The sequence below is a fragment of the Petroclostridium xylanilyticum genome (assembly GCF_002252565.1).
In the GTDB taxonomy this organism is placed as follows: domain Bacteria; phylum Bacillota; class Clostridia; order SK-Y3; family SK-Y3; genus Petroclostridium; species Petroclostridium xylanilyticum.
This window is the reverse complement of record NZ_NPML01000018.1, coordinates 138,621-154,496: the sequence shown is the minus strand read 5'-3', so window position 1 is coordinate 154,496 and position 15,876 is coordinate 138,621. Positions and strand designations below refer to the sequence as shown.

The 15,876-nt window shown below is 38.1% G+C and carries 13 protein-coding genes and 1 pseudogene; 12 read left to right on the top strand and 2 right to left on the bottom strand.

Annotation, left to right across the window (positions count from 1 at the left end; genetic code table 11):
* The first annotated feature begins 114 nt into the window (after positions 1–114).
* The 10 genes from CIB29_RS10690 (at position 115) to rlmH (ending at position 11,100) form a co-directional block, all read left to right on the top strand.
* Entirely contained in the window at positions 115–1,635 is a 1,521-nt protein-coding gene (locus CIB29_RS10690; RefSeq protein ID WP_094549554.1) for a M23 family metallopeptidase, read from the top strand.
* Between the two features lie 68 nt (positions 1,636–1,703).
* Positions 1,704–2,522: a peptidase MA family metallohydrolase gene (locus tag CIB29_RS10685; RefSeq protein WP_094549553.1), complete on the top strand. Its 819-nt coding sequence runs from the start codon at positions 1,704–1,706 to the stop codon at positions 2,520–2,522.
* A 156-nt stretch (positions 2,523–2,678) separates the two neighbouring features.
* Positions 2,679–3,377 (top strand): response regulator YycF, encoded by a 699-nt coding sequence (gene yycF / locus CIB29_RS10680; RefSeq protein WP_094549551.1) that lies wholly within the window; start codon positions 2,679–2,681, stop codon positions 3,375–3,377.
* A 61-nt stretch (positions 3,378–3,438) separates the two neighbouring features.
* Positions 3,439–5,205, top strand: coding sequence for an ATP-binding protein (locus tag CIB29_RS10675; RefSeq protein ID WP_094549549.1), 1,767 nt, complete (start codon positions 3,439–3,441; stop codon positions 5,203–5,205).
* A gap of 85 nt (positions 5,206–5,290) precedes the next feature.
* Entirely contained in the window at positions 5,291–5,788 is a 498-nt protein-coding gene (locus tag CIB29_RS10670) for a hypothetical protein (protein WP_094549547.1), read from the top strand.
* 40 nt (positions 5,789–5,828) lie between these two features.
* Positions 5,829–7,295, top strand: coding sequence for a hypothetical protein (locus CIB29_RS10665; protein WP_094549545.1), 1,467 nt, complete (start codon positions 5,829–5,831; stop codon positions 7,293–7,295).
* 16 nt (positions 7,296–7,311) lie between these two features.
* The gene (yycI, locus tag CIB29_RS10660; RefSeq protein ID WP_094549543.1) at positions 7,312–8,175 is read left to right on the top strand and encodes a two-component system regulatory protein YycI; all 864 of its coding nucleotides are present in this window, start codon (positions 7,312–7,314) and stop codon (positions 8,173–8,175) included.
* Between the two features lie 45 nt (positions 8,176–8,220).
* The gene (locus CIB29_RS10655) at positions 8,221–9,477 is read left to right on the top strand and encodes a UDP-N-acetylglucosamine 1-carboxyvinyltransferase (protein WP_094550054.1); all 1,257 of its coding nucleotides are present in this window, start codon (positions 8,221–8,223) and stop codon (positions 9,475–9,477) included.
* Positions 9,478–9,577: 100 nt separating this feature from the next.
* Positions 9,578–10,369 carry an MBL fold metallo-hydrolase gene (locus tag CIB29_RS10650; protein WP_094549541.1) on the top strand — a complete coding sequence of 264 codons (792 nt, stop codon included), beginning with the start codon at positions 9,578–9,580 and terminating at the stop codon, positions 10,367–10,369.
* A 260-nt stretch (positions 10,370–10,629) separates the two neighbouring features.
* Entirely contained in the window at positions 10,630–11,100 is a 471-nt protein-coding gene (gene rlmH / locus CIB29_RS10645; RefSeq protein ID WP_094550052.1) for a 23S rRNA (pseudouridine(1915)-N(3))-methyltransferase RlmH, read from the top strand.
* Between the two features lie 49 nt (positions 11,101–11,149).
* Here the strand turns inward: rlmH and CIB29_RS10640 are convergent.
* Positions 11,150–11,251 (bottom strand): annotated as a pseudogene (locus CIB29_RS10640) (transposase); the annotation flags it as partial.
* A gap of 215 nt (positions 11,252–11,466) precedes the next feature.
* Positions 11,467–12,165: a response regulator transcription factor gene (locus CIB29_RS10635; RefSeq protein ID WP_094549539.1), complete on the bottom strand. Its 699-nt coding sequence runs from the start codon at positions 12,163–12,165 to the stop codon at positions 11,467–11,469.
* A gap of 319 nt (positions 12,166–12,484) precedes the next feature.
* Between CIB29_RS10635 and CIB29_RS10630 the strand changes: the two genes are divergently transcribed.
* A complete protein-coding gene (locus tag CIB29_RS10630; RefSeq protein WP_094549537.1) occupies positions 12,485–14,752 on the top strand; it encodes a sensor histidine kinase in 2,268 nt (755 codons plus the stop codon).
* Positions 14,753–14,811: 59 nt separating this feature from the next.
* Positions 14,812–15,861 carry a [citrate (pro-3S)-lyase] ligase gene (gene citC / locus CIB29_RS10625; RefSeq protein ID WP_094549535.1) on the top strand — a complete coding sequence of 350 codons (1,050 nt, stop codon included), beginning with the start codon at positions 14,812–14,814 and terminating at the stop codon, positions 15,859–15,861.
* Positions 15,862–15,876: the final 15 nt, after the last annotated feature.

Here is a 15,876-nt window from a genome sequence, read left to right as displayed (position 1 = left end):
TAATAAGTTCACAGTTCACGGTTCACGGTCACAGTAAAAGCTATTAAATCGTTTACTACTGTTAACTGAGAGCTGTGAACCATTAAAATACAAAAGACGGCAGGAGGGATCAATATGGCTGTTAAAGCTCAGGAAACAAGGAGTAATGCTTACATGGAAGAGTTTAATAGAGCAAATAAGAAAAGGCGCGCCTCCTCCAAAAGGAACTGTATAGCAGTCCCTGCGGTAAAAATTCCAAAAATGAAGATCAAGCCTCCAACCAAAGAGTTGGAAAAAAAGGCCCAACTGAAGGCAAAGCTGTATGAATTGGCCAAAAATAGATTTGCAATTGCTTTCGCCATAATGATTATGTTTATATCAGTATTGGCATATGCGGAGAGCAGCGGTTATAAACCGGCAGTTGAAGTAATATTTGGCGAAAAGTATTTGGGAATTGTTTCCAGTGAGCAGGAATTCATACGGTATTTTGATGAAGTAAGAGATGAACTGAGTGGACTTCTTGAGGGTAAAGAAGTAGTTATCGAACAGAAACCAACTTTTATAAAAAAGAGAGTAAAGAAAGAAAGCTTTACTGAGCCGGATGAACTAAAGAAAAACCTAAAATCTATTGTAGACATTTCAGTTGGTGCATATACCATAATGGTGGATGGTGAACAGATGGGACTGCTAAAAGATGAAGATACTGCCAGGTCCGTCCTGGAAGATCTGAAAAAACCATACGTGTCTGAAAAGCCAAATGTAAAAGTTGGTTTTGCCAGGGATGTAAAAATAGAGAAAAAGTATGTAAAAGTAGGAGAGATACAGGAAAAAGAAGAGGTTCTCAATAAGCTTTCTGCATCAAAAAATGAAGTTAAAACCTATACGGTAAAAGAAAAAGATACATTATGGGATATCGCATTGGTTTATAAGATTCCGGTGGAAGAAATTCTCCGGATAAATCCCGGTCTTTCTGAAAATATACAGCCTGGCCAGAAGATTAATCTGTCGGTACCGGAACCTGTCCTGGGTATCGAGACAAGAGAAGCGGTTGTTTACAATGAAGACATACCCTATAAAGTAAAAGAAATTGAAGACCCGGAAATGTACCAGGGAAGAAGGACAGTTGTGGATAAAGGTTTCAACGGGGAGCAGAAAGTTGAAGCGGAAATTGTCAGAGTGAATGGTATAGAAGTTAATAAAGAAATAATCAAGACTTATGTACTTTCTGAACCTAAGGTACAAACTGAGAAAGTAGGTACAAAGCCATTACCGCCAAAGTATGGCACAGGTGTATTTCGCAGGCCTACTTACGGCATACTCACCTCCCGGTTTGGCACGAGGGGACGGGAAATGCACACCGGTATAGACCTTGCAGGAAATGTAGGTGATCCTATTTACGCTGCCGATGGGGGAAAAGTAATATTTGCAGGCCGGCAGGGTAATTATGGACTACTGGTAAAAATTTATCACGATAATGAATACACAACTTACTACGGCCACTGCAGCAAGATACTGGTAAAACCGGGCCAAAGGGTTGCAAAAGGTGAACTCATTGCCCGGGTAGGTAACACCGGCCGCAGCACCGGCCCACACCTGCACTTTGAAGTAAGAAAAAATGACATACCACAAAATCCGTTAAATTACTTGAACAAATAGTTACAAAAAACACTACCATTTCCCCTCTATTTCTGTTATAATATGTATAAAGTGGGGGAGTGAGGCTTGTGAGATCTATAATGGCTAGAAAAACCACTGTTATTTCCGCAGTGGTTATTTTTATGCTGTTAACTATAAATAATTTTGTATATATCCGTAATTCACTATACAACTTTTGCGTAAATGCAATTAAAATTAAAAGCCTTTATAGCGTAAAGAATTATTCAACTTATGAAACCGAAAACTTTATTATAAAATATATGCCTGAAGATGGGGACGTCGTAGCTATTGTGGCAAATACTATTGAAAAAGATTTTTTTCAGGTAAAACAAAGACTTAACCATCGACTGCATAATAAGGTCCAGATTATTATTTATCCTGACTTGGAAATAATGAGGAATAAACTGAATCTTTCGCAGAAGGATTACCCTATGGGGATATATTACGGTGGAATACTCCATATATTATCTCCAAAAGTTTGGATAAATGATTCAAGCATGGACACATTGAGCAGGGAGTTTGCCGCAAATGGTCCAATGGTACATGAGCTTATTCATCTAATTGTAGATGAAAAGGCCAATGGAAACTTTCCTCTTTGGTTTACAGAAGGGATAGCATTATACTATGAATACCGGCTTACAGGCTACGAATGGGGAAAAGGTCTGGCCAACATTCAAATACCCAACACTTTGTCACAGCTTACACACCGTTTTGAATTATTGGATCAAGACCTGGCATACAGAAAAAGTTTTGAAATCATAAAGTTAATCGCAGATAGATACGGGGAACAAAAAATATTGCATTTGCTGGACCAACTCGGAAAAGGCCAAATAGGAATGAACAGTCAAGTTTCACTTGAAAGTGTTGTATATAATTTGATACAATAAAAGATAAATAACATAACATAAGCTCGCAGTTCGGGGTTCGGAGTTGATTACGAAACCACTGAAAAAGTCCGGTTTATCAGTTTCGTTAATTACTTGACCGCAGAAATTACTCCGAGCTCCCAACCCTGAACTCCGAGCTGAAAATGGAGGGTAACAATGAGCAGGAAAATACTGGTTGTTGATGATGAAAAGCCTATTGTAGATATACTTAAATTTAATTTAAAAAAAGAGGGTTATAACGTTATAGAAGCCTATGACGGTGACGAAGCAATTAAGAAAGCGTTAAATGAGAACCCGGACCTTATTCTGCTGGATGTAATGCTGCCTAAGACGGATGGGTTTGCTGTCTGCAAGAAGCTGAGGGAAAAAATATCGACTCCCATATTAATGCTGACTGCCCGTGAGGAAGAGGTTGATAAAGTTTTAGGCCTTGAGCTGGGTGCTGATGATTATATTACAAAGCCATTCAGTGTGAGAGAATTGATGGCAAGAGTAAAAGCCAATCTTAGGAGAAGCCATATTGAAGCGGCTTCCAATAAGCCCGGCAGCCGGTCCATAGAAGTTGGCAAACTGCAAATAGATATTGAACGGTATGAGGTACAAAAGGAAGGCAAAATACTTGAACTGACCCTCCGGGAATTTGAGTTGTTAAAGTTTCTTGCTACACAGCCAATGAAGATATTTTCAAGGGAAAATCTCCTTGAAAGGGTATGGGGTTATGAATACTATGGGGATGTACGCACGGTAGACGTAACTGTAAGAAGACTCCGCGAAAAAGTAGAAGACGACCCCGGCAACCCACAGTATATTGTTACAAAAAGAGGAGTAGGGTATTACTTCAATAATCAAGTTTGATCAGCGCTATTTTCATCATTATTTGTTCCGGTATGGCAGTTTGAAAAATAGGTGATCTGAAATGTTTAAAAGTATTCAATGGAAACTTGTTGCCATGTTTGTCCTTCTTGTTGTCTCGGTGATGATTGTTGTAGGGACATTTTTGTTAAAAAGTGTTACCAGTTTCTATCACAACGACTTTAAAAACAAGATGGACAGTGTATTTAATAATGAAGATTTTACAAAAGCTGCAGCAAATATAGAACAGATGGAAGCCAAATTAAAGTCCTATATAGGCAGGCTTGGTATAGATACTTACAGAAATTATTTTATTCTGAACGGATTGGGGGGAGTTCTTGCATCTTCCAATATGGAATTAGCGGAAAGGCTTGAAAAAACCGATAATATTATTTCTGCAATGAATGGTAAGAAAGGCACGGAGGTATGGACAGGCCGTGATTATGTGGATTATGCCATTCCGATACTGGTGGATGGTGAAGTAAGGTATATTATATATATTAAAGATGAAAAAAATGACCTCAAAGATATGATGCAAGAGCTTTTTAATATTATTTTTCAGGCTTTGTTTTTTGGTTTGGCAATCTCTATTGTTTTAGGATTTTTCCTTTCCAGTACCATTACTACTCCTATTGCAAGCCTCACACGTAAGGCTGAAAAAATGGCAAAAGGAGATTTTGAACAAGTCATAGAAGTAAAATCAGAAGATGAAATTGGTAAACTCACCAATGCCTTTAACTACATGGCTGCCGAGTTAAAGTATACTCTGGAGGAGATAGCCAGTGAAAAAAATAAGGTAGAGACAATACTGTTATACATGACAGATGGTGTTATAGCCTTTAATACCGGTGGAAAAGTAATACATGCAAATCCTGCATCCAAAAGGATGCTTGGGATTGATGCAGTTGAAGATATTGTATTTGATGACTTTTTTAAAAGCCTCGAAGTGGACATTTCTATGGGTGACCTTCTGTACCTGGAACACTGGAATACAATTGAAAGGGAAATAAATACAAATGGTCTGCACCTTAGAGCATACTTTGCCGCTTTTAAGGTAGAAAAAGAAAAGGCAGGCGGTGTGGTAGTAGTACTTCAGGATGTCACCGAGCAGCAGAAACTTGATGCGGCAAGGCGTGAATTTGTAGCAAATGTATCCCATGAGCTCCGTACGCCGCTCACTTCCATTAAAAGTTATACAGAAACGCTGCTTGAAGGAGCATTGGAAGACAGGGAAACAGCAATGCATTTTCTGAAAGTAGTAAATAATGAATCGGACAGAATGACCAGATTGGTAAAAGATTTGCTGACCCTCTCGCGGCTGGACCACAAGCAGACGCGGTGGAATAAAACTTACTTTTCTCTTAAACAATTAATTGCAGAAGTGGTAGAAAAACTATCATTAAGTGCAAAAAGCCAAGGACATACCCTTACTTTTACCTCAACAACGGACATGCCGGAAATTTATGCGGACAGGGACAGAATAGAACAAGTCCTCAAAAATGTAATTACAAATGCCATAAAATATACACCAAATGGGGGACAAATTTCTATTTTTGCAGGATACATATATAACGAAGTTTATGTTAAAATTAAAGATAATGGTATTGGCATACCTAAAGAGGACCTGCCAAGAATATTTGAAAGATTTTACAGGGTAGATAAAGCCCGTTCAAGAGAATTGGGAGGTACCGGACTGGGGCTGGCAATTGCAAAAGAGATCGTAACGGCGCACGGCGGAACTATCAGTATAGACAGTGAGCAGGACCAAGGGACTGAAGTAATCATTAAGCTGCCTGTTACGCAGGATGAAAAGAATGTAAATTTTTCTTAATTCGCATGTAAACAAATTGTAACAATTCTCATGTATAATAAATATAAATAATAGTATGTAAAGCTATGTACAATGGGGTGAAAATATGATTAAACGTTTATTCCAGGCTATTATAATAGCATTTATACTATCAATAGCAGTTACTGGTTTTGCAGCACCGGATGAAATGGCGGCGGATGATAAGGGTAATGCTACGGACTTAATTATTTTAAATAATCCTACCGGTGAGGAAATTGTAACTTTTGAAAAAAGTTATATATTGTCTGGTTCCGGGCAGGAGGGAGTAATTGTTACCCTCTATGTATATAGCAGTGCCGATAACAAGTATAAAAAGATACTTATCCAGGAAGATGGCAAGCTGAAACCGGTTGAATGGCAGATAGGAGCATCCGGACTGCTTATGGATGAGATTGAACTGTCGGACGGAAACAATAAGTTTGCCCTGAGGGCTGAAAAGAATGAAAAAACGTACCAGGTTGAGAAGTTAAATATTACATTTAAAAAAGGATTTTTAAACACAATTAAAGACCTTACAATTGGTTTCAAGGATATCAAAAATTTTATAGATAACATAAAAAAATAGACGCGGCAATCTCACAGCATAAAGTAGGAGATTGATAGGATTGAAAAATGATAAAATAAAAACAATAGTACTTATTTTGCTTGTGTTAAGCAGTATTTTTCTTACAGCGCAAATATGGCTTAGTGAAAAATTATGGTCCCAGGACTATAATTTTTTTGTTAAGTGGGAAAATAACGAATTAGTCCAAGCGGTATTAAAAAAGGTATCGTGGTCTTCCGGGCAGGACCATAAAGGCCCAACAATTGATAGCTACTTCTATACACCGCAAAGAATTGTAGTAAATTATGGAAGTTTTAGAACTGTATACATTAATGGAGATAATCTTTATGCACAATACTTAAGTGAGATTTCCAGAGCTTTTGAGCAGCTTTTAAGGAGTGAAGAGGGGGTAAAATACCAGGCAGCGGCTGCTACGGATGAATGGTTTAATGTGTTGAAAACAAAGTCGATTTATGTTGACCTTCGAGCTCCATATAAGACCAAACTTCTAGGTCAATTCTTTGGTATAAAGGAAACACCTCTTTCAACTTATATTAAAGATATAAAAGAACTAATATTGGTACCGGGAGATAGTATCTCCAATGATATAACATTTTATATAAAGAACTTCAGCAATGGTTCGATAGGCAAGTTTAATCTAAATTATGATAGGACACGGTTAAATAACTTGCTTGAGAAACATGCAACTGCACCTTCCAACCGTTACAAATTTTCTTTTGAAATACCTCTTGACAAAAAATCCAAGCTTACGAAGGTTGTTGTAGATTCGGGAGTATTAATTCCAATTGATAAACAAAATCTGAAAGTATTAAAAAGTAATAACCCTGTAAAATCTGAGCATGATATAAAGGATATTTTGAAGGCATTCAAATATAGTTCAAATAGCCTTCGCAAGTATACCGAAATGGATAATACCATTGTGTATGTAGAAAACTACAGCACCCTTAAAATTCATCCGGATGGACTGATTGAATACGACGCTATCGAGGGGGGGAAAGGTTTGAAATTGGCACCTGTACCGCCTGCGGGTGGCAACAATATGCCTTCATTCCGGGAATCTTGGGATATGGTTGTAAAATTTATTAAAGGCATAGAAAATGTAAACCAGGAAATTCAGCTGTCATCAGCTGCCGAAGACCAAAATAAACCTGGTACCTATCAATTTATTTTTAACTATTTTTATGGTGGATTACCTATTACTATGAGTTTAGATAATGGCAAAATACAGGATGCAATAAAAGTAGAAGTAGTGAATGGAACCTTAAAGAGCTATCGGCACTATTTGAGAAACTATGAAGAGGTAAAACCGGTGGAAGTAGGAGTGTCGATGCCGTACGTATTAGACAATATTTATAAAAAAATTGATGCAAAGCAGGATGACATTACAATAACAGACTTATTTTTAGGTTATGAGGAAAGCAGCGGCGAAGACATATTGCAGCCTAGGTGGAACTTCCGGATAGAAGGGACCGGGAAACGGTTAACCATACCGGTAGGGAAAAAATGATTAGAGGGAAGTATTTATGTATTGGTCTAGAGTTAAAACAATTTTAATTATATTATTTTTATGTATAAATATTTTTCTGCTTGTCAGTATGATGGTTTCGGTAAACCGGACTATAACTATCAGTTCCGAGACAGTAGAGGATACTGTACAAGTGTTAAAAAGAAATAATATAGAAATTGAAAAGAATATCATACCTACAAAAATGCATAATTTGCCCTTGCTGGAAATGGTAAATCCTGAACAGGACCCTAAAGCTTTAGCAGCAAAAATACTTGGAGACGGTTTTAAACAGCAAGGTGATAAATACACTTTGGACAAAAAAACATTAGCGATACGTGGGTGCGAATTTTCCTACAGCGATGAAGCGCCTTCCCAAACAATTAGTGATTTAAATGAGCTCACTGCAGAAAATTACGCGAAGAAGGAACTGGAAAAATTTGGGGCACACTTAAAGTATGTTGTAACTGCCAAGGTACAAAGACAGGGTGATGAAAAATATTCTGTGACTTTTTATCAGGAATTTTCAGGCCGCGAAATATTTGAGAATTATATTACAGTTATCCTTACCCCTCAAGGCCTTATCTCAATGGAAGGATATTGGCTGATACCTAAAAAATTCACTACGGAAAAACTGCCCATACGTCATGTAACAGGTATTCTTATAGACTTCCTGCGCAATGATGAGCGTCCAAAAGATAGAAAACTAACGGTTACTGATATTTCCCTCGGGTACCACCGCGTCGACCCTAAAAATTCGTACATTAAAGAAACCACTGCCATCCCTGCATGGCGAATTACCACTGACGACGGGCAAGTGTACTATTATGAGGCAACGACAGGAAACTACATTAAAAATTCTTCTTTAAAATCCTCAAGTTAAGTGCTATAATATACCTGTTGAATTTAATGAGGGTAGGTGCTCATCTTGGAGAAACTCCTTATAACCGGAGGTAATAAACTAACTGGAGAAGTAACGATAAGTGGCGCAAAAAATGCAGTAGTTGCCATTATTCCTGCAGCACTTTTAGTTGAAGGTGTATGCAGGATTGAAAATGTTCCCGACATAAAAGATGTGACAGTTATTATAGATATGCTGGCGCAGCTAGGCGCCAGAGTTGAGTACATAAACAAGAATACAATAGAAATAGATTGTTCAAAAGTGGACCGCTATACCGCTCCGTACGAGATGGTAAAAAAGATGCGGGCTTCCTATTATTTGTTAGGAGCATTGCTGGGACGCTTTAATAAAGCGGAAGTAGCATTTCCAGGTGGATGTGACTTTGGTGTAAGACCCATTGACCAGCACATAAAAGGCTTTGAAGCACTAGGGGTAAAGGTTGAGATGGATCATGGGATTATACATGCTTCAACCGGTAAATTAACAGCTGCTCAAATATATATGGATGTGGTCAGTGTTGGAGCAACCATCAATGTCATGCTTGCAGCGGTAAAAGCCGAGGGTGTTACCATCATTGAAAATGCAGCGAAGGAACCCCATATTGTCGATGTAGCAAACTTTTTAAATGCCATGGGGGCTAATGTAAAAGGTGCCGGGACTGATGTGATAAAAATAAAAGGGGTAAAAAAGTTAACCGGTGGTACATATTCCGTCATTCCTGACCAGATAGAGGCAGGGACTTTCATGATTGCAGCAGCAGCTTCAGGAGGCGACGTCCTAATTAAAAATGTAATTCCCAAGCATCTGGAATCCATTACTGCAAAGCTTATAGAGATGAATGTAAGCGTAGAAGAGTACGATGATGCTGTAAGGGTATGGAGAACTGGAAAACTTACCAAAGCGAACGTGAAAACATTGCCATATCCCGGATTCCCAACGGACTTGCAGCCTCCTATTGTAGTTTTGCTGTCTATCGCTGAAGGTACCAGCATTGTCACAGAAGGTGTCTGGGATTCCCGGTTCCAATACGTTGATGAGTTGAAACGCATGGGCGCAAATATCAAAGTAGAAGGAAGAATCGCTATCATTGAAGGAATTCAACGCTTATCCGGTTGTCCCGTAAAGGCCACCGACCTCCGCGCCGGTGCTGCCATGGTCATCGCCGGCCTGGTCGCTGACGGTACCACCGAAATCTGCGACCTAAAACATATCGACCGGGGATATGAAAATTTCGAAGCAAAGCTGGTAAAACTCGGTGCGAATATCAAAAGGGTTAAAGTTTAACAGAGGCACTTTTTCAGTGGTTTCGCAGGTGCAAATGTCGAAGAACCATTAGACGGACAGAGTAGGAAAGATTCAATTCAATAGACGAAAGGGAATTACAATGATAACTTTTTGTTCTTTATTCAGCGGCAGCAGCGGCAATGCCATATACATAGCCAGTGGTAACGCCAAAATATTAATCGACTGTGGAGTAAGCGGCAAGCGTATTGCCGCTTCTTTAGCGAGTATCGACGTAGACGCTTCGCAAATCGATGCCATTCTGGTAACCCATGAACACCGCGACCATACCCATGCCATAGGCATCATGTCCCGTCGGTACAACATACCCATATACGCTAACGAAAACACCTGGACAGGCATGGAAAATGAGATAGGGAATATCAAACCGGATAACAAAAGATATTTTAATACCCATGAAGACTTTTGCATAAGAGACATATGCATCCACCCCTTTTCCATTCCTCATGACGCTGCTGAACCCGTAGGATATAATTTCTATATAGATAATACAAAGATTACCTTAGCGACTGATATAGGCCATGTGAATGCGGAGTTAACCTCGTACCTGGAAGGGAGCCAGATGATCCTTATAGAATCCAACCATGACACAGAAATGTTGAAATGCGGTTCTTATCCCTACTATTTAAAACAAAGGATACTGGGGGCAAGAGGTCATCTCTCCAACGAAGCCGCAGGAGAACTGGCAGCCCACCTCGCCACCAAAGGAACCACCCGTTTCCTCCTCGGCCATCTCAGCAAAGAGAACAATTTTCCCCAACTCGCCTATCAAACCGTATATAACGCACTGGAAAGCAGAAAAATAAAAGTGGGAAAAGATGTTTTATTAGATGTCGCAGAAAGAGAAACAAGGAGCAAAGTTTATAATCTTTAGGAGGAGACATGGAGGAGACATGGGGACGGTTCTCCTGTCACATGAGCATTTCCAATAAACCTGGTGGGGATAAGCACCATCATGTATGGAATGTTGCAGCCGGAAAATCACCATGGAGGGTGATTTTAGGCTTATCCCGGCACGGATGCCGGTATAAGCCGACGGCAGTACATGGAATACATGATGGTACTCATCTGGGCAAATGTATTACTGGAAAATGTCCCCGTGCTTCTCCCGCGTTTCCTGGAGGGTTTATCATGATGACTATAAACATTATTGCCATAGGCAAAATTAAAGAAAAATATCTAACTACCGGAATAAGTGAGTACACTAAACGTCTATCCAAATACTGCAAGCTTAACATCATCGAACTCAACGACGAAAAAATCCCCGAAAATGCCAGCGAAAAGCAAGAAGAACTGGTCCGGATAAAAGAAGGCCAACAAATTTTAAACCAGATAAAAGAAGGGACCTATGCAATAGCCCTTTGTATCGAAGGAAAGCAGCCAGACTCCATTGAGCTGGCAGGGACCATTGAAAACCTTGCACTTACCGGTAAAAGCAACATCACCTTCATCATCGGCGGCTCGGTAGGCCTATCTCAAGAAGTCAAAAACCGGGCTGACCTGTACTTAAGCTTCTCAAAACTAACCTTCCCCCACCAACTAATGCGCTTGATTTTATTAGAACAAATATACAGAGCTTTTAAAATTCTTAATAATGAACCGTGATTTACTGAATACATGACTCCAAATCAGTCGTGTTTTTTCTTGCGTTATAACGGTTAAACCTATAGCAAAATTCGTCCAGGTATCGTTGCAAATGCTTCTGGTCAAGGCCATGGAAAGTTCCAGCCACAAAAGCCTTTGTATTGGAGACAATACAACTGTTCGGTTGGCAATAGGTTACTGACTAAAAGTCATAGTCATAATAAAATTAAAAGACTCCTGCAAAGTTATAAAATAAATGGAGAAGCCGATAGTATGGCCGTTCAATTATGCAGACCGGCAAACGTGCTGTGGGGAAAAGAACAATCAGAGAAATAAAAATTTCATTGTTTAAGGCTTCCAGATATAGATTCTGGAAGCCTTTACTGTCTAACTTTCTACTGAAAACCTGTATCCAATTCCCCAGACGGTTTGAATGTAGGTTGGCTTTTCTGGATTATCTTCGATTTTAGCTCTCAAATGCCTTATATACACCATTATTGAGTTATCATCGACAATTGCATCTTCCCATACATTTTGATACAGCTGTTCTTTTGTAAAAACCTGGTTAGGATTTTCCATAAAAAATTTCATTAGTTTTGTTTCTTTAGATGTAAGAGGAAGTTCATCGTTATTTTTGTAGCACTTATAAGTTTTATAATTAAAAACAAATGGACCAACGGTGAGTTTCTTTGTATTTTCCTTTACATTCATAATTTCCTTATTTCTTCGGATAATGGCTTGAACCTGTGCACACAGGACGGCAGGGCTGAATGGTTTTGTTATATAATTATCCGCTCCCATGCCTAAACCGAGAATTTTATCATAGTCTTCACCTCTTCCGCTTAACATTATCACAGGAGTATGAACATCAGTTTTTCTTATTTCTTTCAAAACATCGAAACCATTCATGTCACCCATCATGACATCAAGTATAATCAAATCAAAAGATTCCTCCTGCAAAATGTTAAGAGTTTCTTTGCCGCTTTTTGCCTGGAATACTTTCATATTCTCTCGTTCAAGACTTTTTTTAATCAGTGTCCTAACACATTCTTCGTCATCGGTGATTAAAATTCTGGCATTATTCATAGTTAACCCACCTTTTAACTTAATTAGTCTTTTAATATAATACCATTTTCTTAAAAAAAATTAAGACTTAATCAAATTATTTTAAGAATTATAATTTATTATAATCAATGTAGACAAAATATCAACAATGATTTTATAGTTTTTTGTCATATTTCCCGAAGCGGCATAGCTGCAGGGATGGGCATAAAAAATTTACAAATCCTGTATGGTATATGTGGATAAGTTTGCATAAAGGATATACTGCTTTTCCTGTAGAATATTATACGTAATAGGGTATGAAATAGCAAATGCTATCCTCTCGCAGATAGGAGATGTTCAAATGAAGATTGCAGTATATGACAATATTATCGAAAGAATTGGGAAAAGGAAAAGTGTATCAGCTATATTTTTTGTCATCACAGTATTAGTTGTTTTGCTGTGCTGGATGATTTATGTGACATATAAAGATTACAGGAAGACAATAGTTACGCAGCAGCAGAAGCAGCTGCTTACAATCTCAAATTCTATTTCAAGAAGTATTGCTCTTTTTATACAAGAAAAGGCAGAGAATTCAAAAATTATTGCAGGTGATCCTAAATTTGCAGATATAGGTGATCAAATTAGAAGAGGAAGTATTTCAGAACCTGTTAAAACTACATTAAAGGTTTTCATGGAAACACAAAAAAACAGCATAGATTCAGTTCACTTGTTGGACAGCAAAGGCAATGAAGTATTTGCTTATCCGTCCGGCGACAAGATATCGCAAACAGGTATAGACGGAACCAGAGAACCTGGCGTGGATCGTGTTCTGGTGACTGGGAACCAATATATATCCGATGCATGTAAGGATGAAACAGATATATTTTTCATAAATATTTACACTCCCATAATTCATGGAAATGAATTTCAAGGGATACTGGTTAGTGTAGTAAAACTTGATACAATATATAACCAAATTGTAAGCCAGGTTAGGGCAGGAGAAAAAGGGTATGCAATGGTAAAAGACATGAATGGCTCAATATTGATGCACCCTATCGAAGAACAAAGAGGAATTGACGTAATTAAAACAAGAAAAGAGCGATATCCTAATCTGGATTTATCAGACCTTGAAGAGCTGGTCAGAAGGCAAATGACGGGCGTTGAAGGAACTGCCGTTTATGATTCATACTGGTGGCAGGATGAAGTGCTTGTGAAGGCAAAAAAAATAAGCGGCTTTGCTCCGGTTTATATAAGTGATTACTTCTGGGTTGTTGCGGTTACTATGTCATATGATGAGGTAGTAGAGCCCATAAGGGAGACTTTATACAGAACGATTATGATAGCGCTAGTTATCGTAGTTCTGTTTTCCATAATAGTATTCCTTGCAGTAAGGATTCAGAAAAATAAGGAAGCTCTTGAGATTGAAACAAAATATCTCAGAGAACTGAATAACGCATCAGAAGAATTGAGAAGAAGGGATATTCAGCTGCAGCATTCTGAGAAACTGAAAACTATAGGCCTTCTAACAGGAGGCATAGCTCATGAATTCAACAATTTATTAACGCCTATCCTTGGATACTCAGAGCTTTTAATGAGCAAACTCTCAGAAAAAGATGAATTATATGAAGATGTTGCAGAAATATATGATTCTTCTGTGAAAGCAAAGGAGCTGATTGAACAAATACTTATTCTAAGCCGGAATGATAATGGGGTTTCAAAATTTCAGGCTATATGCATTAATGATTTGCTAAAAGAGACTCTAAAGCTTGCGAAATCTGTTTTACCCACAAACATAAATGTTGTGGAGAATATAAATTGTGATTGTAGCTATATCTTTGCAAATAAGGCTCAGATACATCAGGTTATTTTTAACTTATGTACTAATGCATACCATGCAATGAAGCATTCCGGAGGCACTCTTGAGATAACGGTTGATACTGTTGAAGCAGATAAAGAGAAGGCATTGAAAGATTCAGGCATATATGAGGGAGAGTATGTGCGCATTACAGTTAAAGATACAGGATGCGGCATGAGTGAAGAAACTATTTCCAAGATATTTGACCCGTTTTTTACAACAAAACCTGCGGGTGAGGGAACAGGTTTAGGATTATTCATTGTTCAGGGAATTATTGATAAACATAAAGGTGCAATAACTGTGGAAAGCAAACTGGGAGAAGGAAGTTGTTTTAATGTATATTTGCCGAAGATGAAGGAGAAGCCTTCAATCGAGGTGAATGAAAAAGATAAATTAATATATGGTGAGGGCACTATCCTGCTTGTTGACGATAAACAGAAGGTAGTAAATATGCTGAAAAAGGAATTGGAGTATTTTGGGTTTAATGTTGTTGCTGATACGAGCAGTATAGGAGCACTCAAAATTTTTGAAGAAAGCCCAAAAAAATTTGATTTGGTTATTACAGATATGACAATGCCTTATCTTACTGGAGTAGAACTGGCAGAAAGGTTAAAACAGATACGTCAGGATATAAAAATTATATTGATTACAGGATTTTTGGACGAGACAGTACTTGGATATAAAGACAAGCAGATTATTGATGATTATATGATTAAACCTATTTTCAGCGCAAAACTTGGCAAGATGATAGGGGATGTTCTATCCTCCGGATAATGGTTGGATAAAGAAAATTATTTAAATATCCTGAATGTTTGAGTTAGGAGGAGATAGATGTGGAATTTGACAATTTTGCAGAGCAGATAATTAATTTAAATTCTATTCATGAAAAGAGTTTGGTGGAGAATTTCTTAAATGAACAGAATCTTTTGATGGATAAAGATATTGAGTATTGCGTTGCACTTCTTGATAAAGGCAGGATTATTGGAACCGGTTCTTTTTCAGGAAGAGTTTTAAAGTGTATTGCTGTCGACCCTGAATATCAAAACAGAGGATTATCGAATAAAATTGTAAGCCATTTGATAAATGAGCAATACAGGCGCTTAAGGACACATCTTTTTGTTTATACAAAACCTGAGAATATTAAAACTTTTACTGAACTAGGTTTTTATAAAATAGCAGAAGTGCCATCAAAAGTAGTATTGATGGAAAACAGGCTCAACGGGCTTAAGAATTATCTTAATGAAATTTCTGCCCATAAAGCGCAGGGAGGAGTTGTTTCGTCAATAGTAGTAAACTGCAACCCTTTTACACTGGGGCACCAGTATTTAATTGAATATGCTGCGTCCATGAGCGACCAGCTTAACATATTTGTTGTTTGGGAAGATAGGTCAAGTTTTCCTGCCAATGTAAGATATAGGCTGGTAAAAGAGGGGGTAAGCCATTTATCTAATGTTGCAGTTCATATGGGAAAGGACTATATAATATCAGACGCTACTTTCCCTTCATATTTCATCAAGGAATACAGCGATATTGTAGAAACACATGCTATTTTAGACTTAACAATTTTTGGAGATTATATTGCACCTGCACTTAACATTACAAAGAGATTTGTAGGGGAAGAACCGTACTGTGCTGTAACACGGACTTACAACAGCATAATGAAGAAACTGCTTCCTGAAAAGAATATTGAAGTTATAGAAGTTCCAAGATTAGCAGTTGGTGATAAGGCGGTCAGTGCATCAAGGGTGAGGGAGTTAATCAAAAATGGAGAATTGGATGCGATAAAGCAGTTAGTCCCTAAGACTACCTATAACTATTTAATATCTGAAGAAGGCCAGCAGATAGTTAAAAGAATACAGCAATCACAAAATAAAAGACATTAAAGCCAAGGGGGTAGA